This window comes from Streptomyces sp. NPDC034043, assembly GCF_055575675.1.
Map to the genome: position 1 here is coordinate 32,639 of NZ_JBVISF010000001.1, position 18,395 is coordinate 51,033.

The window sequence follows — 18,395 nt, forward strand, 5'->3', positions numbered from 1 at the left end:
CACCCCCCGCCGCCCTCGCACGGCGCCCTCAACCGGCCGCCGCGGCCGGGAAGAAGGTGATCGAGGTGGGGGTGTCCTCCTGGTCCAGGAAGCGCGACGATCGCCCGCCAACGGCGACGATCACCACGTCGTCCTTCGGGTCGTGGCCGAGATACGAAAAGGGCAGCCGCTCCGCTTCGTACTGATGCCCGCCGAGAGCGGTCGTCCAGCGGCTTCTGTCGAGCGAGCGGGTGTCGGTCATGGCGTCGTTCCTCCTTCCACGGTGTTCGGGATCGGTCGATGGGAATCGATCGCTCCCGGTCCGGCGGTATGGGCACGCTCCCTCCTCATAACCTGTCCCGGAGGGCGTGTATGCCTGTCGGCGACGGCAGCCGCCTCCCGGATCCCGGGCCGGCCGGCGGTCTGCCGCGGGCTGGGCAGCCGTCCGGGAAAATCCTCGGATGGTGAAGCGCGCCCGCCCGCTAGCCTGGCAAAATGCTCACAGAAGTGATCGCGACCCGCTACGTCACGCCCTTGCGCGAGGGCGGCTCGCTCCCGGGGATCGTCGAGGCCGACGATCTCGGTACGTACGTCATGAAATTCACCGGAGCCGGCCAGGGGCGCAAGACCCTGGTCGCCGAAGTCGTCTGCGGGCGCCTCGCCCAGCGGCTGGGGCTGCGCGTCCCGCGGCTGGTGCAGATGCAGCTCGACCCCGTCATCGGGCTCGCCGAGCCCGACCAGGAGGTCCAGGAACTGCTCAAGGCCAGCGGCGGGCTCAACCTCGGCATGGACTACCTGCCCGGCTCGATCGGCTTCGACCCCCTCGCGTACCGGGCCGACCCGGTCGAGGCGGGACGCGTCGTCTGGTTCGACGCGCTGATCAACAACGTCGACCGGTCCTGGCGCAATCCGAACATGCTGGTCTGGCACGGGGACCTGTGGCTCATCGACCACGGCGCCACGATGATCTGGCACCACAACTGGCCCACCGCCCAGGCCGCCGCCGCCAAGCCCTACAACGCCTCCGACCACGTCCTGGCCCCCGTCGGCCCCGACATCGCGGCGGCCGCCGCCGAGCTGGCCCCGCTGGTCACCGAGGAACTGCTCACCGAGGTCACCGCCGACGTCCCCGACGAGTGGCTGGTGGACGAACCCGGCTTCGACTCCACCGACGCGGTGCGCCGCGCCTACGTGGAGGCGCTGCTGCCGCGTGCGGCGACGATCCACGAGAGGATCACCATGGAGGCGGAGGTCAGGCAGCGGTCCGGTCCGCCGGGCTGGCTCGCCGAGCGCCTTCCTCCCCAGTCGGACCAGAACAAGCAGAAGAGCGGCGACGAGTGACCAAGCGGGACGTGTTCGAGTACGCGCTGGTGCGCGTGGTGCCCCGGATGGAGCGCGGTGAGTGCTTCAACGCCGGTGTGATCGTCTACTGCCGGGCGCACTCCTACGTCGCCGCGCGCACCCACCTCGACGAGGCGAAACTCCTCGCGCTGGACCCCGGGGCCGACGTGGCCGGGGTACGGGCCGCGCTGCGCGGGGTCGAGGGGCTGTGCGCCGGCGGCGAGGCGGCCGGCCAGGCGGCGGGTGACGACGCGGGGCGCCGGTTCCGGTGGCTGATCGCCCCCCGCAGCACGGTGGTGCAGCCGGGGCCCGTGCACACCGGCCTGACGGCCGATCCCGCCGCCGAGCTGGAACGGCTCCTGGACCTGCTGGTCCGCTGATTCCGGGCCAGGGCCGCGCCGCTGCCGCCGGGGGCCGTTGACACGGGGTGTCAGGGCTCCTAGCGTCTCCTCAGCTGAAGCTACTAAGCGGTTGCTCACCTCCGGGCGGCCGTCTCTCGAGGGCGAGGAGAACCAGCATGTCCACCACCGAGCAGCGCGTCGCGATCGTGACCGGGGCGGCCCGGGGCATCGGCGCGGCCACCGCCGTCCGTCTGGCGGCCGAAGGCCGTGCGGTCGCCGTACTCGACCTGGACGAGGCGTCCTGCAAGGACACCGTCGAGGCGATCACGGCGGCCGGCGGCAAGGCCCTGGCGGTCGGCTGCGACGTCTCCGACGCCGCCCAGGTGGAGGCGGCCGTCGAGCGGGTCGCGAGCACGCTCGGCGCCCCGACGATCCTCGTCAACAACGCCGGCGTGCTCCGCGACAACCTGCTCTTCAAGATGAGCGAAACCGACTGGGACACCGTCATGAACGTGCACCTGCGCGGCGCGTTCCTGATGGCGAGGGCCTGTCAGAAGTACATGGTGGAGGCCAAGTTCGGCCGTGTCGTGAACCTTTCCAGCAGCTCGGCGCTCGGCAACCGCGGCCAGGCCAACTACGCCGCCGCCAAGGCGGGTCTCCAGGGCTTCACCAAGACGCTGGCGATCGAGCTCGGCAAGTTCGGCATCACCGCCAACGCCGTCGCCCCGGGCTTCATCGTGACCGAGATGACGGCGCAGACCGCGGCCCGCGTCGGCATGGGCTTCGAGGAGTTCCAGCAGGCCGCCGCCTCCCAGATCCCGGTGCAGCGCGTGGGCCGTCCGGAGGACATCGCGGGCGCCATCGCCTTCTTCACGGGCGAGGACGCGGGCTTCGTCTCCGGCCAGGTCCTGTACGTGGCCGGCGGCCCGCTCAACTGACGGTTTCACGAGAGGCGGGCGTACGTCATGACGGACAACGGCATCGACAACGGCATCGACAACGGCATCGGCGGCGGCAACGGCGGGGACGCCGGCCGTGTCGACAGCGGCAAGGTGGCCCTGGTCACCGGCGCGAGCCGGGGCATCGGCTACGGGATCGCCGAGGCCCTGGTCGCCCGCGGCGACCGGGTCGTGATCACCGGGCGCAACGAGGAGGCGCTCAAGGAGGCCGCGGAGCGGCTCGGCGCGGACCGGGTGATCGGAGTGGCCGGGAAGGCGCACGACGAGGCTCACCAGGCCCTCGCCGTGGAGCGTGCGATGGAGGTCTTCGGCCGCGTCGACTTCCTGGTGAACAACGCGGGCACCAACCCGGTCTTCGGGCCGATCGCGGACCTGGACCTCGGGGTGGCGCGCAAGGTCTTCGAGACCAATGTGATCTCCGCCCTGGGCTTCGCCCAGCGGACCTGGCACGCCTGGCAGAAGGACCACGGCGGGGCCATCGTGAACATCGCCTCCATCGCCGGCGTCTCGGCCTCGCCCTTCATCGGGGCGTACGGGATGAGCAAGGCCGCGATGATCAACCTGACCCTCCAGCTGGCGCACGAGATGGCGCCGGGCGTGCGGGTGAACGCCATCGCCCCGGCGGTGGTCAGGACGAAGTTCGCGCAGGCGCTCTACGAGGGCCGGGAGCAGGAGGCGGCGGCCGCCTATCCGCTCGGCCGGCTCGGGGTTCCGGAGGACATCGGCGGGGCCGCCGCGTTCCTGACATCTGCACAAGCGGAATGGATCACAGGACAAACGCTCGTCGTCGACGGGGGAATGTTCCTCAATGCCGGGGTTCATTGACCGATATCCGGACGCATTTGCCTCCTGATGGGAGGCAAATGCGTGTCGAACTGGCACGAAATCGGTCAAGTGCCTCACGAAACCTGCCCATTGGATTTGTGAGGCTCTGCGGTAGGGTCTGCCGCACCCCTGGCTGATCGAGGAGCGTGCACGTGTTCAACCGGACCAGATGCCTGCAGATCGCTGCGGCCGTTGCGTCCATATCCCTGCTCGCCGGATGCGGCCTGTTCTCGGACGACGACGGCGAAACCGCGAAGAGGATCACCGTGGGGACGACGAGCGCGCCCAGCCACCTCGACCCCGCCGCGGCCTGGGACGGCTCCTGGGAGCTGTACCGCAACGTCTACCAGACCCTGCTCGCCTTCCCGACGGGCAGCACCAAGCCCCAGCCGGACGCGGCCCAGGGCTGTGAGTTCACCGACTCGGCGAACACGGCCTACCGCTGCACCCTGCGCAAGGGCCTGAAGTTCTCCAACGGCGAGCCGCTCGACGCCAAGGCGGTCAAGCACTCCCTCGACCGGATCAAGACGATCAACCACAAGGTCGGTCCCGCCGGTCTCTTCAACACCCTGGACAAGATCGAGGCGCCGGACGCGCTCACGGTCGTCTTCCACCTGAAGACCCCCGACGCGACCTTCCCGTACGTGCTGGGCTCGCCGGCCGCCTCCCTGGTCGCGCCGAAGGACTACCCGGCCGGGAAGATCCGCACCGACGGGAAGGTCACCGGCTCCGGCCCCTACGTCCTCACCTCGTACACCGAGGGCGGCGAGGCGGTCCTCGGCCGCAACGAGAGCTACACCGGCTTCGCCAACCGCCGCAACGACGGCGTGACGATCCGCTACTTCTCCGACTCCAAGAAGATGGTCGCCGCCCTCAAGGGCAAGGAGATCGACGCCACCTACCGCGGCCTCTCCGCCCCGGAGATCAAGGACCTCCAGACCCCCGCCTCGCAGGCCCTCGGCGTCCAGGTCGTGGAGAACGTCGGCGCCGAGATCCGCTACCTGGTCTTCAACCCGAACGACCCCCAGGTCAACAAGCAGGCCGTGCGCCAGGCGATCGCCCAGGTCATCGACCGGGGCGCGATCGTCTCCAAGGTCTACCAGGGCACCGCCGAGCCGCTCTACTCGATGGTCCCCAAGGGCGTCGTGGGCCACAGGACGCCCTTCTACGACATGTACGGCAACCCCGACGTGGCCAAGGCCAAGAAGATCCTCACGGCCGCGGGGATCACCCAGAAGGTGGAGCTGACCTTCTGGTACACCACGGACCGGTACGGCGCCTCCACCGCGGACGAGTTCACCGAGATCAAGCGGCAGCTCGACGAGAGCGACCTCTTCAAGATCACCCTGCGCGGCCAGCCGTGGAAGGCATTCCAGGAGGGCTACAAGAGCGGCCAGTACCCGGTCTTCGGCCGAGGCTGGTTCCCGGACTTCCCGGACCCCGACAACTTCATCGCGCCGTTCGTCGGCAAGGAGAACGCGGTCGGCACCCCGTACGAGCCGGCGCAGATCGTGAACGAGCTGCTGCCCAAGTCCCGCCGCGAGGGCGACCGCTCGGCGGGCGTCAGGGAGTTCGAGGCGGCCCAGCAGATCTTCGCCCAGGACGTCCGGCTGCTGCCGCTGTGGCAGGGCAAGCTCTACGTCGGCGCGCGCGAGGACATCGCCGGCGCCGAGCGGGCACTGGACCCGCAGACCGCCATGCAGATGTGGGAGCTGTACCGCAAGACCAGCTGGTGATCCCGGCGGGGCGCCCGGATGGCGGCGTTGTCAGTGGTCCCCGGTAGGTTCAGAGCAGTTGCACGAACTTGTACCGGAGGTTGTCGACGTGACCCAGATGCTGCCCGAGTCCTGGCTCCCCGTCCTCGGCGGGGAGCTGGACCAGCCCTACTTCAAGGAACTCACCGAGTTCGTCGAGAAGGAGCGGGCGAACGGGCCGGTCTACCCGCCCCGCGAGCAGGTCTTCGCGGCCCTGGAGGCCACGCCGTTCGACAAGGTGAAGGTCCTGGTCCTCGGCCAGGACCCCTACCACGGCGCCGGCCAGGGACACGGCCTCTGCTTCTCCGTGCGCCCCGGCGTCAAGACCCCGCCCTCCCTGCGCAACATCTACAAGGAGATGAAGGAGGAGCTCGGCCTGCCGGTCCCGGACAACGGGTACCTGATGCCGTGGGCCGAGCAGGGCGTCCTGCTGCTCAACGCCGTCCTCACCGTCCGCGAGGCCGAGCCCAACTCGCACAAGGGCAAGGGCTGGGAGAAGTTCACCGACGCCGTGATCCGGGCGGTGTCCGATCGCCCCGACCCGGTCGTCTTCGTGCTCTGGGGCGCCTACGCCCAGAAGAAGATCCCGCTCATCGACGAGGAGCGGCACGTGATCGTCAAGGGCGCCCACCCCTCGCCGCTGTCGGCGAAGAAGTTCTTCGGCTCCCGTCCCTTCACGCAGATCAACGAGGCCGTCGCCGCCCAGGGCCATGAGCCGATCGACTGGCGGATCCCGGACCTCGGCTGACACCACACCGCGCCTCGGCGCCAGATCCGGTGCCGCCGGTTAGGTTCTTGATGATCGGACCGGAACCGGTCCGGCGGAGCGAGCCGGAGGCCCCGTTGACGGAGCAGCAGCAGGAGGCGTCGGAGGACGCCGTCATGACCAGGATCGGCCAGGCCGTCATCCTGCTGCACGCCGGAGACCGCGAGGAGGCCCGCAACCGGCTCGGCGAGATCTGGTCCGAGATCGGCGAGGAGGGCGACTCCCTGCACCGCTGCACGCTCGCGCACTACCTGGCCGACGCGCAGGACGACCCCGCCGACGAACTGGCCTGGGACCTGCGGGCGCTGACCGCCGCCGACGGACTCGGCGAGCGGCCGGGGGAGACGCTCCCCGGGCGCACCGCCCCGCACCCCGCCGTGCGGGGGTTCTACCCGTCGCTGCACCTCAGCCTCGCGGCCGACTACGCCAAACTGCGCCGGCCAGAGGAGGCCCGGGCCCACCTCGCGCGGGCCCGGGCCGCCACCCGAGCGCTGTCCGACGACGGGTACGGCAACGGCGTACGGGCCGCCATCGCACGCCTGGAGCGCCGGCTGGAGGCCGAGGGGGGACCGGGGCCACGCCCCTTTCCCGGGCAGGCGTAGGCCCGGTCCAGCGGCCCCGGACGGGGTGTGACGGACGCGGGGCGCCGCGTCCGCTTCAGCCGCCCTCGACGCCCGCGCAGATCCGGGCCTCCGGACCGTCCGGATCCCAGTCCCCGTGCCGGCGGCCCAGCGCGCACACGTCGGCGGGCCGTACCGGCAGCTCCCGCACCAGCCCGGGCGGCAGCCGCCCCTCCCGCCCCGGGGCGTGCGGACGGCCCGCCGCGCCGCCCTGGGCGCGCCCCGGCGGCTCGGCCGGCTCAGGAATGTCGGGTACCGCGGGTGCGGCCGGCGCGGCCTCCCGGGGCTCCGTACGCGCCCCCGGTGCGGTGCGCGCCGAGCCCCGCCCCGCGGCCGTCGGGGCCGACGGGCGGGCGCCCTCCCCGGGTACCGCCCTCAGCGCCTCCAGGGCGGGCGCCTGGACGACCACGGGCAGCGCCCCCGGCCCGCCGCGCGGCTCGTGCCGGGGCGGCGGCCCGCCGGGGGCCGCCGCCGGGCCGGTGGGGGAGGGGTTCACGTTCACGCAGCCGGAGACGGCCGAGACGGCACAGGCGGCTCCGAGGAGCAGCTTCGTCGAGGTTCGGGTGGTGTGCACCCACGCAACTCTGCTGTGCGGCGACCCCGTTGCGAAAACCGGGAGCCGATATTCACCCCGCACGGGTGACGCGGAGGGGGTGACCGGCGGACAGCGCTACTCGCCGGTGGCGCCGTCGATGTGCTCGCGCAGCAGGTCCGCGTGCCCGTTGTGACGGGCGTACTCCTCGATCATGTGGGTGTAGACCCAGCGCAGGCTGAAGACCTCGCCGCGGTGGTGGCTGGCGGCGTCCGACACCGCGTCCAGGGAGCGGCCCGCCGCCGCCCGCCGCGCCAGATCGGTCTCGGTCCGCCAGACCTGCTCGGCCGAGGCCCAGGTGTCCCCGTCGGTGAACTCGAAGTCCCCGTCCACGTTTTCGCGGGTGCTGTACAGCTCGGGCAGGTCCTCGCCCAGGGTGATCTCCCGGAACCAGTACCGCTCGACCTCCGCCATGTGCCGTACGAGGCCCAGCAGACTCAGCGCGGAAGGCCGGAGCGGGGTGAGGCGCAACTGCTCCTCGGAGAGCCCCTCGCACTTCCATGCCAGGGTGGAGCGGTGGTAATCGAGCCAGCCCTCCAGCATCTCGCGCTCGCCGGCGGTGGTGGAGGGTTCGGGGCGGTGCGGTCCGTTCGACGTCATGGTCCACATCCTGGACGAACGCGCCGCCTCCCACCAGGGATTAAGCTGCGGCTGTCCCCAAGGCACACACAGGAGGCTCCTGGTGAAGGTCGGCGTCATCGGACTCGGCGACATCGCGCAGAAGGCGTACCTGCCCGTCCTCACCACCCGGCCCGGGCTGGAGCTGCACCTGCAGACCCGCACCCCGGCCACCCTCGAGCGGATCGCGGACGTCCACCGCGTCCCGCCGGAGCGCCGCCACACCACGCTGGACTCACTGCTCGCCGAGGGCCTCGACGCCGCCTTCGTGCACGCCCCGACGGACACCCACCCGCAGATCGTGGAGCGGCTGCTGGAAGCGGGGGTGGCGACCTACGTGGACAAGCCGCTGGCCTACGAGCTGGCGGACTCCCGGCGCCTGGTCGAGCGTGCCGAGGAGCTCGGGGTGGGCCTCTTCGTCGGCTTCAACCGCCGCCACGCGCCCGGCTACACGCTGTGCGCCGACCACCCGCGCGACCTGATCGTCATGCAGAAGAACCGGGTCGGGCTCCCCGAGGACCCGCGCACCCTGGTCCTCGACGACTTCATCCACGTCGTCGACACCCTGCGCTTCCTGCTGCCCGCGGAGGCCGACCACATCGACGTACGGGCCGTGGTGCGCGAGGGACTGATGTCGCAGGTGGTGCTCCAGATGTCCGGCGACGGCTTCACCGCCCTGGGCATCATGAACCGCCGGTCCGGGTCGGCCGAGGAGGTCCTGGAGGTGTCCGGCCAGGACTCCAAGCGCCAGGTCGTCAACCTCGCCGAGGTCGTCGACCACCGTGGCCAGCCCACCGTGCGCCGCCGCGGGGACTGGGTCCCCGTCGCGCGTCAGCGGGGTATCGAGCAGGTGGTGGACACCTTCCTGGAGGCCGTGGCGGCCGGCAAGGTGCTCAGCGCCCGGGACGCCCTGCTCACCCACGAGCTGTGCGAGCGGGTGGTGCTGACGGCTCTGGAGCAGGCCTCCCGGGCCGCCTGACCGCCCGCACCGCCGCGGCCGCGCAGTACAGCGCCAGCGCGGCCAGACAGGCGCCCGCCGGCCAGTTCCCGAAGCGGACGAAGAGGGTCGTGCCACGGGCGAGCGGCACCTCGTACGCGACCGCCGTGCTCGCCGAGGTGGGCAGGGCGGCCCCGATCCGCTCGCCGGACGGCCCGTGGACGGCGCTGACGCCGGTCAGGGTCGCGTGCACCACCGGGCGGCCCGTCTCGGCGGCGCGCAGGGCCGCCAGGGAGGCGTGCTGGGCCGGTGCCCAGCTGTCCTGGAAGGTCGAGGTCGCCGACTGCGCGACGAGCACCCCGGCGCCCGCGCGGACCAGGTGCCGGCTCATGTCGGGAAAGGCCGACTCGAAGCACACCAGCGGACCCAGCCGCACCCCGCCGGGCAGGTCCATGACCACGGGGGCCGCGCCGCGCATCCGGTCCTCGCCCGCCGCCCTGCCGACCGAGGTGGCCCAGCCCAGCAGCGAGCGGGCCGGCACGTACTCGCCGAAGGGGACCAGCCGCATCTTGTCGTACCGGTCGCCGGTGGGGCCCTCCGGGCCGACCAGCACCGAACTCTTGTAGATCCCGGGCCGGTCCGAGCGCCGGGCGTCCACGTTGACCAGCAACGGGGCACCCAGCTCCGCGGACAGGGCCGCCAGCCGCCGGGACAGGTCGGGCCGCGCCGCCAGGTCCGCGCCGACGCCGCTCTCCCCCCACACCACCAGGTCCGGCCGGGCTCCCGCCAGGGTCCGCGTCAGCCCCTCCTCCACCGCGAACCGCCGCTCCGCGCTGTCCGCCCCGCCCACCGTGCCCGGCTGCACGACGGCCACGCGCACCCCGCCCGACACCTCGGGGCGCGGCAGCCACAGCCACACCACCCCCGTGAGCACCGCACCCCCCGCCAGCGAGGCCACCGCCGGAACCCGCGCCCGGGGCGCCGCGACCAGCAGCACCACCGCACAGTTCACCGCCACCACCAGCAGGCTCACCAGCCACACCCCGCCCACCGAGGCCAGCCGCAGCGCCGGCGGCACCTGCCACTGACTCGCCCCCAGCAGCCCCCACGGCCCGCCCAGCCCCTGCCAGGACCGGGCCAGCTCCGACAGCAGCCACCCCGCCGGTACGAGGACCAGCCCGGCCGCCGCCCGCCGCGGGCCCGGCACCCCGCCGAGCAACTGCCGCACCAGCAGGGCCCAGGGCACCCAGAGCAGCCCCAGCAGCACGGCGACGGGGATCAGGAACACGTGCAGGCTCGGCAGCAGCCAGTGGTGCACCGCCACGATGAACCCCGCACCCCCCAGCCAGCCCTCCAGCGCGGCCCGCCGCCCGGTGGGCGCGGAGCGCAGCAGCAGCATCCACGGCACGAGGGCGACGTACGCGAACCACCACAGCCCCGGCGCCGGAAAGGCGAGACAGGGCAGCGCCCCGGCGGCCACGGCGCCCGCCGCACGCCACCATCGGGTCCGCTTCGCGAGCAGCATGACGCGCCTCCGCTTCCAGTGTGGGACCGCCCTCGGCCGGGCGCGGCCTCAGGCCGCTACGTGACGCCACTTCTCGTGGACCGTGACCCGCGTGAGCCGCCAGCCGTCCGGGGTGCGGGCCAGCGAGAAGGCGTACCGCCCGGCGGCGACGAAGTTGGGCGAGGTGCCGCGGTCGCCGGCACCGGCCAGCCGCATCGGGTTCAGGAAGTCCGCCCGGACCCGCGCCGAGTCCCCGGGGTACCCGCCCCGGTCCTCCAGCCGGATCAGCCGGTTCACGATCAGGTGCTGGCGCACCGGGAAGAGCTCCATCGTGCACGCGAGCCAGTCGGCGACCTCCGCGGCCGGGCCCTCGGCCCCGCCGGCCGAGCTGTAGTCGGCCCGTCCCCCCGGCGTGAACAGGGCGCGGTAGGCGTGCCAGTCCCCGTCGTCGACGGCCACCGCGTACTCCGAGACCACCTCGTCGATGGCGAGACGGTCCATCACGGTCGCCAGGTCCACACGCTGCGTCATCGGGTCAGTGTGCGGCTGCGGGGCGACGACGCCAAGGGCCGTGCGGCCACCGGACGCGCCGGCGCCGGTCAGTGACCGGAATGCGCCTCCCGTTGCCGGATCACGACCAGGAACGCGTCACTGGCCAGGTCCATCACCACCTCCGCCGGGACGCCCTCGCGCGTCCGCTGCGCCGCGTACTCCTCGGCGGGCCAGCTCCCCCTCGGACTCCCCGCCGGAAAACGCTCCAATACCACGCGGCCCATGAGAACCCCTTGTCGCTCGCTTTCAGGTCTCTTCCGGGCACAACGACGTGGGGGCCGCCCGGGAACGTTCCCGGGCGGCCCCCACGTCGACTTCCGGCCAGGGCCGGCGGTCACGGCCGGATCAGGAGCCCGACTCACCCGCGTGCGGGCTGAGCACGCCCATCCCGATGAGCGCGAACAGCGCGATGCCGAGCAGGATCCGGTAGATGACGAAGGGCATGAAGCTCTTGGTGGAGATGAACTTCATGAACCACTCTCTGGCCAAGATTCTTTGGCGGCCTTGACCTGCTGCTTCATCCAGCTAGAAAGATCAACTGGGAGAGGACTGGGAGATGGAGGCAGCGCCCAGTCCTCGGGCAACCGGGCCAGACACTGCTCCCACCGCGACTGCAGCGAGGCCGCGATCTGCTTCTCCATCCCCAGGGTGACCATGGAGTAGAGGCCCTCGACCCCCGCGACCTCGTGCCCCATCCGAGACTCAGTCGCGATACGGGAGTGCCCGTCCTCGTCCAGCCACGCCTTGTGGCCGTGGCGAACCAGGTAGAACCGCTTGCCGGCCCAGGCTTCTACGGCCGGCCACCCCGGCAGCGGGCGCCAGGAGCCTCCGCCGCGGGCCTTGCCGCCCTGCTTGGGCGGCGTGGGTTCCCGGCCATCGGCGATGCGTCGCCAGTAGTGGTAGCTGAAGTTCGAGTTGGCCAACAGCCCGCCGCCGATCGCGGTAAAGACGAACTCACCAGCGTGAGACGCTGCCAGCATCTCGTGCAGCTCGGCGAGGAACGGCGGGATCACCAGGGAGCGGTGGCTCTCATACTTTGGTGCGTACAGTCCCACCACGCCATTCTCCCGCTGGTGCTGGTACTCAACGCGGATGGCCGGCAGGGCGTTCGTCGTCCCATAGCGAGCGCTGGCCTCGCGACGCTGATCCCTGTCCGGATCCGCCGTAGGCCATGCCGGGTGGCAGTACTCACGCCGAAGAGCGTAGAGCTCGGCGGGCCGCATGCCGGTGAACGCCTTCGTGAGGACGAAGACGAAGCCGGGGAAACCCCAGTAGCAGAGCGCGTTCGAGGCGAGCTGGAGGACGTCCTCCATCACCATCTCGCGCTTCTTCTCCTTGGCCTTCTTCACGTACCGGCCGCGGCGCCTGTTGACGACGGGCACGGGGGAGGAGGCGCGCATCTCATCCGTGACGGCATCGTCCATGAGCATCCGGAAGACACCGATGATCTCATCGACGTAGGGCTTGCCGAGCGGCTTGCCTCGCTCGGTTGGCTGCGTGCGCAGCTGCTTCTCCCACGCCCGGAACATGCTGGTCTTGATGTCCGCGACAGCCGTGTCTCCCCAGCGGGGAACGATATGCAGCCGCAGCATGGACCGCACGGCCTTGTCTCGCAGATGCCCCACGTCGAGGGTGTCGGGCCAGGTTCGGCAGTAGTCCCGCATGAGGGTGCTGCCGTCGCGCCGGCTGATGTAGCGGTCGTTTCGGAGCGCGGACTCCTGGTCCAGGCCGTAGTCGTAAGCGTCAGCCTCTTCGTCGAAGCCTGACTTGCTGTCGTACAGCTTCTTGCCGGTGTCGGGGTCGAGCTTGCCGGACCACCACCGGACGCGCCACTTGTTGCCGCGCTTCTCCGTAAAGGGCATACGTGACCCCTCTGTTCACCTGGAGTGGTTCGGACAGCCGGCGTGCACCCCACGCCGCCGGCTCATCCGTCTGCATGCCTACTCTGCCCTGCCAACGGGGCAACCCCCACAGGACTTGCAGTCCACACCCTGACTCTGCATGAACCGGCGGACGAGTGCCTGCACGTGCTCGTCGTCGGCCGCTTGCGGCGTCAGGATGCACACCATCTGCCCGCCGATCCGTACCGCGTGGGCGTAGTGCTCGGGCCCCAGATCGAGTTCGATGACTGTGCTCATAGGTCCCCCTAGGTTCGGGAACCCCTCCAGGTACTTCCCCAAGGGTGACAGATCGAACGCGTGTTGTGACCCAGTTGGTTGAAGTTTGTGTGGTTGCTGTTGTTGCGGATGGGCCTCGGCGGCAGGGTTGTACGACTATTGGCCGAGTTTCAGGAAGCGGCGGGCAGGATCCCGCGCTTCTGGAGTTCCTCGAGAACCTTCTCGGTCATCTCGTCTGCCTGTCCAAGGGTGATGCCGGGCACGACGAGGCGGGCGGCCGTGTTCACGGCGGCCCGAACGTCCTCGGCTTGCTGCGCGAGGGAGGGCCGCTGGATCTGGGCGCCGGCGATGAGCTCGTTTCCGTCGGTCAAGGTGATGGAGTCGGCGCCTTCGATGACCGCCCTGCAAGAGCCGGCGCGCATGTTGAAACCCCGCTCCACCTTGGCGTAGGTGGTGTCGCGCACCTGCACGCCGCTCTCGACGTTCCAGTAGGTCTGGTTCGAGATACCACAGGCCTTGGCGCCCTGCTGCTGGGTATGTCCCAGTTCGACGCGGCGCTGCCGAACGAGCGCGCCGAGCAGTGTGAGCCGGTTCGCCGGGGTTTCTGTGGTTGCAGCCATACGCACATCATCCCAGCTACATCTAGCTACGGCCAGAAACATCTACTGACCTGCATGAATTGTCCACTTCTAGCCCTGCAAGCCTAGATGAATCCAGATGAATCTCGATGTTACTCGCTAGTTCCTCTAGTTTCATCTAGTGAGGCGCGCTAGATTCAGTGCATGGAAAGACCCCGAGCCACCTACTTGGTGAACGGGGCGGCAATCCGCACACGCCGCATGGAGCTCGGCATGGACCTCGCCGAGTGCGCTGCCGCAGTCGGGATCAGCAGGGCCTACCTGGACCAGCTCGAACTCGGCTACCGGCGACGCCCCAGTCCCCGGATATACGCGGCGCTCCGCACTGCCCTCCGCGTGACCGACAACCAACTCCTCGCCGCTGAGGAGAACACACCCAAGGAGTGACATGGCCGCCACCAAGGCGCCCTCGCTGACTGTCCTGGAACGCTTCTACAGCATCCCCGCCGCTGCCGTCCGCATCGGCCTGCGCGACCCCGAGGACCCCTCCACCAAGGGGGAGAAGGTGCTCCGGGACGGGGTCAACAAGCTGGGCTGGCCGCACCACCGAATCGGCCGAGACATCGTGTTCAGCGACTCCAACCTCGCCCGCATCGCCGAACTGCATTTCGTACCCGAGAGCTCCTCCGGGGTTGCCCAGCAGCCCCGCCGGACCGTCCGGCGGCGCTCGGTGTCCCGCGCCTCGTCGGCCGCCTAGAGCGGCAAACGGCCCCACCGCCGGCATCTCACCTCCGGCAGCAGGGCCTCCCGATCCACCCCTCACCTGCATCTACCTGCAAGGAGAAGAGGAACGATGTCCCACATCATGCCCGATCGGGTCGCTGGCCTGATCCCCCGCCCGGCGCGTGCCCGTCTGGAGCGCTGCTACGGCAAGCCCACGCCGCCGGAGCTCATCGCCGATCTGGACGCCTACCGCGACGAGGAGCTGCAGGCCGCGGCCGACTGGCTGATGTCCCGAGGCCACACGATCGCCGCCCGCGACCTGGACAGCTACATCGAGGGAGGCTCCCGATGAGCGCCCCGACGCCCCCGATCGCCCGCCTGGACGCCGACCTGCACGCCCTGTCCGACCGCCTTCAGCAGGACGCCGACTGCGAGACCCTGCGCACCGCCCGCGAGGCGTCGCACAGCGAGTCCGACCGGATCGCCTACGCCCTGGCTGCGGTCCTCATCACCCACCCCGGATGCTGCACCCGGAACGCCGGAGGCCAGTCGTGAAGCTCCGCCAGCTAACCCGCGAGGAGCGGACCGAGCGCCTGCGATTCCTTCGCGGCCGAGAGAGCGCCCGCAGGGTCCGCCTCGCTGGGGGCAATCTGCTCGAACTCCCCGTCCAGCGCCGCATCTCTGCGGCCATCTACGACCCCGGCCTCATCACCCCGCGCGGCGACAACTACCAGGAGCCCCTGAACGCCTGGCAGGCCCGAGCCGTCATGTACGTCCTCGCCGAAGACGGAGGCCAGCCGTGAAGTGTGGCGAGACCAACCCAGACGAGACCTACCAGGAGTGCCAGAGGGATTTGAGGCACTCGGGTGACCACGAGTACTACAGCTACCGGTGGCCGCGGCCCAAGCCGGTGGAGCTGGACGAGTACGTGGAGGATGCCCTGCTGACCGCCGAACAGCGTGTCCCGCTACACCTCCAGTGGAGCCTCCACGAACGCGAGTACCTCGTCGCCTTCGAGGTGACGACCACCTACCTGATCCGCGTCTCCGCCCAGAGCGAGGATGAAGCCCTTCTCGCCTACGCGGACGGCTGCGACTACCCCAACTTCGCCAACGAGGACGCCATCGACGGTTCCGTCGAAGTCCGGCGGATGAACAGGTGGGAACGCAGCGACCACGAAAGTGGCCAGAAGCTGGGCCCCGAAATCGCCTGCCCGAGCTGCGGAAGGCTTTCGATGCACCCGCGCTGGTTCCACGACCCGCTCAAGAAGTGCCACGGTCCGATCCAGTGGAAGCGGCACCCCAACGGCCGCCCCTACCGGGACTACGTGCAAACGCCAGCGTTCGCAGCCCCGAAGGCGGTGGCGGCGTGAACAGCAAGTCCATCCGCGCCGCGTCCGAGGTGATCTTCCGGGCAATGAAGAAGACGACCGTGGTCCCGGTGACCATCGCGATGGCTCTGGAAAAGACGGGCATGCTCGCCGGTCCGGATGAGGCCACGAACGTCGTGATGCTGCGGGCGACGATCGACGAGCTCAGCGCCCGGCTGGAGATCGCGGAGCGGCAGAACCGCGAGTTGGACGCGTGGCTCGCCGAGCGGGACGAGCAGATCGCCGGCTACCTCCACGACACCGACGACGACGTCGACGAGAAGGCGGTCCCGGCATGACCGTCCGACCGCCGCTCGTCGGCGCCGCCCTCTGGTCGGCGGTGATGAAGAACGCCGAGGATCGCTGTGAATGCCGCGGCGCCTGCGGCAAGAAGCACGACCCCGACCGCACCCGCCAGCAGCAGCGATGCCCGGCCCGCAATGGCGACCACGTCAGCAAGATCGGCCTGGTCATCCTGATCGCGATGCCGCGCGACCCGATCAACGAGGGCGACTTCGCCACCGCCGCCCAGCTGCCGGCGAAGCGCCTGGCCGCGATGTGCAGGCCGTGTCACGACGCGGTGCTGAGGAAGATCCGCAGCGCCACGAAGAAGCTCGCCGCGGGCGACGACCTGTTCGACGTCGAGCAGTACCGCGTAGCGCCGCCGACGGCTGGCGCCGCCTAGAAACCGCCGGGCCGGCGGATGACACCGGCCCCCGGGCCCGGCCCCCAACCACCACAGCCCCGGACGGGCGACCACCGCCCGCCCGCGGCCCAGCACACCCTCCAGCAGGAGCGAACCGTGATCAGTCCACAGACCGCCCAGCACGTACTGCACCACTTCGGCCGAGCCGGCGGCACCGAGCCGGGCACCTTCACGAGCCACCTGATCGCCGCAATCTCGGCCGCCGATCTCTCCAACTTCGACCGCCTCGCCGGTCTCTACCCGGATCTCGCGACCGCGGTGCAGGTCGCCAAGCACGACGCCGACGGCATCACCAAGCTGCAGATGATCGCGGTCGGTCGGGAGGCGGCGTGACCCGCATCCAGTGCACGCGCTGCGGCGACCAGAACGGCCCGTTCGCCCGCCGGCCCGAAGGCCCCGTCTGCGAGGACTGCCTTGACGCCGAGGGTGGCGAGCAGTGATTACCGTCACCAAGCCCGGCATCTACGAGATGACCGCCGAGGAGTACCACGCCGACAAGGCAGTCCCCGGCGGCAGCCTCTCCTCCTCGGGCGCCCGTCGCCTTCTCCCGCCTGGCTGCCCCGCCCTGTACCGGTGGGAGCAGGACCACCCGCAGCCGCCGAAGAAGACGTTCGACCTCGGACACGCCGCCCACAAGGAAGTCCTCGGCGAAGGGCCCGAACTGGTCGTCGTCGACGCGCCGCTATGGAACACCGACAGCATCCGGGACGAGGTCGCAGCCATAAGGGCTGAGGGTGGCATCCCGCTCAAGCAGGCCGAGTACGAGCAGGTGCAGGCGATGGCCGCAGTCATCCGGCAGCACCCCCTCGCATCAGCCCTCCTTGCCCCCAGTGGCGGGCAGGCGGAGGCATCTCTCTTCACCCAGGACCCGGCCACCGGCGTCTGGATGCGGGCTCGCCCCGACTGGCTCCCGCACCGCACCGCCGGCCGCACCGTCCTTTCCGACTACAAGACCACCAACGACGCCTCGAACGACGGCTTCACCAAGTCCATCCAGTCCTTCGGCTACTACCAGCAGAGCCCCTGGTACATCGACGTGGCCGCGGCCTTGGACCTGGCGAGCGAGGACGCCGAGTTCCTGTTCATCGCCCAGGAGAAGAACCCGCCCTACCTCGTCAATGTGATCGGCCTGGACACCGAGTGGATGCGCAGAGGCCGGGCCCGCAACCGGGCGGCTCTCGAAAAGTTCGCCGAATGCTCCGCGACCGGAATCTGGCCCGGATACGGCGATGAACCCAACTACCTATCCCAGCCCATGTGGGCGGACATCCGCGACACCGAGGAGTACCTGTGAACTTCCCCGTCCAGCCGCCCACCGCACCGGGCGCCGACCGCATCGGTCAGGGCACGGCAGTAGAGCAGTCCCGGGCGGTCGCCGAAGTCCAGGCTGCGATCTACGTGGCACGCCAGTTCCCCCGCGAGATCAGCCGGTCACGCAACGCCATGCAGTCCGCCTGCGGATCCATGGCCCTCGCCAGCAAGGCGTTCTACCGGTTCCCGCGGGCCGGCGGTTCCGTCGAAGGATCCACGATCCACCTCGCCAAGACCCTCGCCCAGACCTGGGGAAACATCCAGTACGGCGTCACCGAGCTCCGCCGCGACGACGAGTACCGGCAGTCCGAGATGCAGGCCTGGGCCTGGGATGTCGAAGCGAACACCCGCCACGTCCTGACCTTCATCGTCCCGCACGCCAAGTTCGCGAAGGGCAAGGTCGAAGCGCTTATCGACCTGCGGGACATCTACGAAAACAACGCGAACAACGGTGCCCGCCGGCTCCGTGAAGCGATCTTCGCAACGATCCCCGAGTGGTTCGTCGATGAGGCCGAGGAGCTCTGCCGGGAGACGCTCGCCAAGGGCGACGGTAAGCCGCTGCCCGAGCGCATCGAGGGCGCCATCCAGGTCTTCAAGGGCCTTGGCGTCAGCGCCGAACGGCTCGAGCAGAAGCTCGGCCGGAAGCGGGACCACTGGACCGGCGCGGACATCGCCCAGCTGCTGATCACCCACAAGACGATCCAGCGCCGCGAGATCGCAGTCGACGACGAGTTCCCGCAAGCCCGTATTACCGCCGCCGACATAACTGGCAAGCAGGACCGCCAGTAGCAGAACCCGGGCCG

General features: G+C 70.3%; 28 protein-coding genes and 1 pseudogene. 19 read left to right on the top strand and 10 right to left on the bottom strand.

What is annotated here, in order from left to right; all coding sequences use genetic code 11:
* Nucleotides 1-28 precede the first annotated feature (28 nt).
* Nucleotides 29-241: a hypothetical protein gene (locus tag ACZ51S_RS00190; RefSeq protein ID WP_468885402.1), complete on the bottom strand. Its 213-nt coding sequence runs from the start codon at nucleotides 239-241 to the stop codon at nucleotides 29-31.
* A 233-nt stretch (nucleotides 242-474) separates the two neighbouring features.
* Here ACZ51S_RS00190 and ACZ51S_RS00195 point away from each other — a divergent pair, with 233 nt between their 5' ends.
* The 7 genes from ACZ51S_RS00195 to ACZ51S_RS00225 all read left to right on the top strand — a co-directional run bounded on the left by ACZ51S_RS00195 (nucleotide 475) and on the right by ACZ51S_RS00225 (nucleotide 6,567).
* Entirely contained in the window at nucleotides 475-1,320 is an 846-nt protein-coding gene (locus ACZ51S_RS00195) for a HipA family kinase (protein WP_388945800.1), read from the top strand.
* Nucleotides 1,317-1,700 carry a DUF3037 domain-containing protein gene (locus ACZ51S_RS00200; RefSeq protein WP_388945803.1) on the top strand — a complete coding sequence of 128 codons (384 nt, stop codon included), beginning with the start codon at nucleotides 1,317-1,319 and terminating at the stop codon, nucleotides 1,698-1,700. Before ACZ51S_RS00195 ends, ACZ51S_RS00200 begins: the two co-directional genes overlap by 4 nt.
* 137 nt (nucleotides 1,701-1,837) lie before the next feature.
* Nucleotides 1,838-2,599 carry a 3-oxoacyl-ACP reductase FabG gene (gene fabG, locus ACZ51S_RS00205; RefSeq protein WP_468478763.1) on the top strand — a complete coding sequence of 254 codons (762 nt, stop codon included), beginning with the start codon at nucleotides 1,838-1,840 and terminating at the stop codon, nucleotides 2,597-2,599.
* A gap of 27 nt (nucleotides 2,600-2,626) precedes the next feature.
* Entirely contained in the window at nucleotides 2,627-3,445 is an 819-nt protein-coding gene (locus tag ACZ51S_RS00210; protein WP_468478762.1) for an SDR family oxidoreductase, read from the top strand.
* A 152-nt stretch (nucleotides 3,446-3,597) separates the two neighbouring features.
* On the top strand, nucleotides 3,598-5,181 hold the full coding sequence (locus ACZ51S_RS00215; RefSeq protein ID WP_388945811.1) for an ABC transporter substrate-binding protein: 1,584 nt from the start codon (nucleotides 3,598-3,600) through the stop codon (nucleotides 5,179-5,181).
* Nucleotides 5,182-5,278: 97 nt separating this feature from the next.
* Nucleotides 5,279-5,947, top strand: a complete 669-nt coding sequence (locus ACZ51S_RS00220) for a uracil-DNA glycosylase (RefSeq protein WP_468166196.1) — start codon at nucleotides 5,279-5,281, stop codon at nucleotides 5,945-5,947.
* 50 nt (nucleotides 5,948-5,997) lie between these two features.
* Nucleotides 5,998-6,567: a hypothetical protein gene (locus tag ACZ51S_RS00225; protein WP_468478761.1), complete on the top strand. Its 570-nt coding sequence runs from the start codon at nucleotides 5,998-6,000 to the stop codon at nucleotides 6,565-6,567.
* 55 nt (nucleotides 6,568-6,622) lie between these two features.
* On the opposite strand, the gene ACZ51S_RS00230 is transcribed toward ACZ51S_RS00225, so the two are convergent.
* On the bottom strand, nucleotides 6,623-7,159 hold the full coding sequence (locus ACZ51S_RS00230; protein WP_468478760.1) for a hypothetical protein: 537 nt from the start codon (nucleotides 7,157-7,159) through the stop codon (nucleotides 6,623-6,625).
* Between the two features lie 96 nt (nucleotides 7,160-7,255).
* A complete protein-coding gene (locus ACZ51S_RS00235; protein ID WP_388945817.1) occupies nucleotides 7,256-7,777 on the bottom strand; it encodes a DinB family protein in 522 nt (173 codons plus the stop codon).
* A gap of 82 nt (nucleotides 7,778-7,859) precedes the next feature.
* On the opposite strand from ACZ51S_RS00235, the gene ACZ51S_RS00240 reads away from it, so the two are divergent.
* Nucleotides 7,860-8,774 (top strand): Gfo/Idh/MocA family protein, encoded by a 915-nt coding sequence (locus ACZ51S_RS00240; RefSeq protein ID WP_468958937.1) that lies wholly within the window; start codon nucleotides 7,860-7,862, stop codon nucleotides 8,772-8,774.
* On the opposite strand, the gene lnt is transcribed toward ACZ51S_RS00240, so the two are convergent.
* From lnt to ACZ51S_RS00275, 7 genes and pseudogenes are all read right to left on the bottom strand, one after another.
* Nucleotides 8,710-10,257 (bottom strand): apolipoprotein N-acyltransferase, encoded by a 1,548-nt coding sequence (lnt, locus tag ACZ51S_RS00245; RefSeq protein ID WP_468885399.1) that lies wholly within the window; start codon nucleotides 10,255-10,257, stop codon nucleotides 8,710-8,712. The two genes, ACZ51S_RS00240 and lnt, sit on opposite strands and share 65 nt — an antisense overlap.
* Before the next feature lie 48 nt (nucleotides 10,258-10,305).
* Nucleotides 10,306-10,767 carry a nuclear transport factor 2 family protein gene (locus ACZ51S_RS00250; protein WP_468958940.1) on the bottom strand — a complete coding sequence of 154 codons (462 nt, stop codon included), beginning with the start codon at nucleotides 10,765-10,767 and terminating at the stop codon, nucleotides 10,306-10,308.
* 68 nt (nucleotides 10,768-10,835) lie between these two features.
* A complete protein-coding gene (locus ACZ51S_RS00255) occupies nucleotides 10,836-11,012 on the bottom strand; it encodes a hypothetical protein (protein ID WP_362456231.1) in 177 nt (58 codons plus the stop codon).
* A 121-nt stretch (nucleotides 11,013-11,133) separates the two neighbouring features.
* Nucleotides 11,134-11,265 (bottom strand): annotated as a pseudogene (locus ACZ51S_RS00260) (undecaprenyl-diphosphatase); the annotation flags it as partial.
* Nucleotides 11,256-12,650: an integrase gene (locus ACZ51S_RS00265; protein ID WP_468958943.1), complete on the bottom strand. Its 1,395-nt coding sequence runs from the start codon at nucleotides 12,648-12,650 to the stop codon at nucleotides 11,256-11,258. The pseudogene ACZ51S_RS00260 and the gene ACZ51S_RS00265, both read right to left, overlap by 10 nt.
* Nucleotides 12,651-12,728: 78 nt before the next feature.
* Nucleotides 12,729-12,926 carry a hypothetical protein gene (locus ACZ51S_RS00270; RefSeq protein WP_388937471.1) on the bottom strand — a complete coding sequence of 66 codons (198 nt, stop codon included), beginning with the start codon at nucleotides 12,924-12,926 and terminating at the stop codon, nucleotides 12,729-12,731.
* Between the two features lie 149 nt (nucleotides 12,927-13,075).
* Nucleotides 13,076-13,525 (bottom strand): helix-turn-helix domain-containing protein, encoded by a 450-nt coding sequence (locus tag ACZ51S_RS00275; protein WP_468958945.1) that lies wholly within the window; start codon nucleotides 13,523-13,525, stop codon nucleotides 13,076-13,078.
* Nucleotides 13,526-13,687: 162 nt separating this feature from the next.
* Between ACZ51S_RS00275 and ACZ51S_RS00280 the strand changes: the two genes are divergently transcribed.
* The 11 genes from ACZ51S_RS00280 to ACZ51S_RS00330 all read left to right on the top strand — a co-directional run bounded on the left by ACZ51S_RS00280 (nucleotide 13,688) and on the right by ACZ51S_RS00330 (nucleotide 18,381).
* Nucleotides 13,688-13,930: a helix-turn-helix domain-containing protein gene (locus tag ACZ51S_RS00280; protein ID WP_468958947.1), complete on the top strand. Its 243-nt coding sequence runs from the start codon at nucleotides 13,688-13,690 to the stop codon at nucleotides 13,928-13,930.
* A gap of 1 nt (nucleotide 13,931) precedes the next feature.
* Nucleotides 13,932-14,240 (top strand): hypothetical protein, encoded by a 309-nt coding sequence (locus ACZ51S_RS00285; RefSeq protein ID WP_468958948.1) that lies wholly within the window; start codon nucleotides 13,932-13,934, stop codon nucleotides 14,238-14,240.
* A gap of 96 nt (nucleotides 14,241-14,336) precedes the next feature.
* Nucleotides 14,337-14,558, top strand: coding sequence for a hypothetical protein (locus ACZ51S_RS00290; RefSeq protein WP_468958950.1), 222 nt, complete (start codon nucleotides 14,337-14,339; stop codon nucleotides 14,556-14,558).
* Nucleotides 14,555-14,761 (top strand): hypothetical protein, encoded by a 207-nt coding sequence (locus ACZ51S_RS00295; protein WP_468958953.1) that lies wholly within the window; start codon nucleotides 14,555-14,557, stop codon nucleotides 14,759-14,761. The genes ACZ51S_RS00290 and ACZ51S_RS00295 overlap by 4 nt, the downstream gene beginning before the upstream one ends.
* Nucleotides 14,758-15,009, top strand: coding sequence for a hypothetical protein (locus tag ACZ51S_RS00300; protein ID WP_468958955.1), 252 nt, complete (start codon nucleotides 14,758-14,760; stop codon nucleotides 15,007-15,009). The genes ACZ51S_RS00295 and ACZ51S_RS00300 overlap by 4 nt, the downstream gene beginning before the upstream one ends.
* Nucleotides 15,010-15,059: 50 nt before the next feature.
* Nucleotides 15,060-15,578 (top strand): hypothetical protein, encoded by a 519-nt coding sequence (locus tag ACZ51S_RS00305; RefSeq protein WP_468958957.1) that lies wholly within the window; start codon nucleotides 15,060-15,062, stop codon nucleotides 15,576-15,578.
* On the top strand, nucleotides 15,575-15,874 hold the full coding sequence (locus ACZ51S_RS00310; RefSeq protein ID WP_468958959.1) for a hypothetical protein: 300 nt from the start codon (nucleotides 15,575-15,577) through the stop codon (nucleotides 15,872-15,874). The genes ACZ51S_RS00305 and ACZ51S_RS00310 overlap by 4 nt, the downstream gene beginning before the upstream one ends.
* Nucleotides 15,871-16,260: a hypothetical protein gene (locus ACZ51S_RS00315; protein WP_468958961.1), complete on the top strand. Its 390-nt coding sequence runs from the start codon at nucleotides 15,871-15,873 to the stop codon at nucleotides 16,258-16,260. Before ACZ51S_RS00310 ends, ACZ51S_RS00315 begins: the two co-directional genes overlap by 4 nt.
* Nucleotides 16,261-16,377: 117 nt before the next feature.
* Nucleotides 16,378-16,614, top strand: coding sequence for a hypothetical protein (locus tag ACZ51S_RS00320; protein WP_468958963.1), 237 nt, complete (start codon nucleotides 16,378-16,380; stop codon nucleotides 16,612-16,614).
* A 103-nt stretch (nucleotides 16,615-16,717) separates the two neighbouring features.
* On the top strand, nucleotides 16,718-17,575 hold the full coding sequence (locus ACZ51S_RS00325) for a PD-(D/E)XK nuclease-like domain-containing protein (protein WP_468958964.1): 858 nt from the start codon (nucleotides 16,718-16,720) through the stop codon (nucleotides 17,573-17,575).
* Nucleotides 17,572-18,381: a hypothetical protein gene (locus ACZ51S_RS00330; protein ID WP_468958965.1), complete on the top strand. Its 810-nt coding sequence runs from the start codon at nucleotides 17,572-17,574 to the stop codon at nucleotides 18,379-18,381. The genes ACZ51S_RS00325 and ACZ51S_RS00330 overlap by 4 nt, the downstream gene beginning before the upstream one ends.
* Nucleotides 18,382-18,395 lie beyond the last annotated feature (14 nt).

Coding starts and splice junctions, on each gene's coding strand:
- ACZ51S_RS00190 (WP_468885402.1), bottom strand. CDS start 241: ATGACCGACACCCGCTCGCTCGACAGAAGCCGCTGGACGACCGCTCTC.
- ACZ51S_RS00195 (WP_388945800.1), top strand. CDS start 475: ATGCTCACAGAAGTGATCGCGACCCGCTACGTCACGCCCTTGCGCGAG.
- fabG (WP_468478763.1), top strand. CDS start 1,838: ATGTCCACCACCGAGCAGCGCGTCGCGATCGTGACCGGGGCGGCCCGG.
- ACZ51S_RS00210 (WP_468478762.1), top strand. CDS start 2,627: ATGACGGACAACGGCATCGACAACGGCATCGACAACGGCATCGGCGGC.
- ACZ51S_RS00220 (WP_468166196.1), top strand. CDS start 5,279: ATGCTGCCCGAGTCCTGGCTCCCCGTCCTCGGCGGGGAGCTGGACCAG.
- ACZ51S_RS00225 (WP_468478761.1), top strand. CDS start 5,998: ATGATCGGACCGGAACCGGTCCGGCGGAGCGAGCCGGAGGCCCCGTTG.
- ACZ51S_RS00235 (WP_388945817.1), bottom strand. CDS start 7,777: ATGACGTCGAACGGACCGCACCGCCCCGAACCCTCCACCACCGCCGGC.
- lnt (WP_468885399.1), bottom strand. CDS start 10,257: ATGCTGCTCGCGAAGCGGACCCGATGGTGGCGTGCGGCGGGCGCCGTG.
- ACZ51S_RS00250 (WP_468958940.1), bottom strand. CDS start 10,767: ATGACGCAGCGTGTGGACCTGGCGACCGTGATGGACCGTCTCGCCATC.
- ACZ51S_RS00255 (WP_362456231.1), bottom strand. CDS start 11,012: ATGGGCCGCGTGGTATTGGAGCGTTTTCCGGCGGGGAGTCCGAGGGGG.
- ACZ51S_RS00265 (WP_468958943.1), bottom strand. CDS start 12,650: ATGCCCTTTACGGAGAAGCGCGGCAACAAGTGGCGCGTCCGGTGGTGG.
- ACZ51S_RS00270 (WP_388937471.1), bottom strand. CDS start 12,926: ATGAGCACAGTCATCGAACTCGATCTGGGGCCCGAGCACTACGCCCAC.
- ACZ51S_RS00275 (WP_468958945.1), bottom strand. CDS start 13,525: ATGGCTGCAACCACAGAAACCCCGGCGAACCGGCTCACACTGCTCGGC.
- ACZ51S_RS00280 (WP_468958947.1), top strand. CDS start 13,688: ATGGAAAGACCCCGAGCCACCTACTTGGTGAACGGGGCGGCAATCCGC.
- ACZ51S_RS00285 (WP_468958948.1), top strand. CDS start 13,932: ATGGCCGCCACCAAGGCGCCCTCGCTGACTGTCCTGGAACGCTTCTAC.
- ACZ51S_RS00290 (WP_468958950.1), top strand. CDS start 14,337: ATGTCCCACATCATGCCCGATCGGGTCGCTGGCCTGATCCCCCGCCCG.
- ACZ51S_RS00295 (WP_468958953.1), top strand. CDS start 14,555: ATGAGCGCCCCGACGCCCCCGATCGCCCGCCTGGACGCCGACCTGCAC.
- ACZ51S_RS00315 (WP_468958961.1), top strand. CDS start 15,871: ATGACCGTCCGACCGCCGCTCGTCGGCGCCGCCCTCTGGTCGGCGGTG.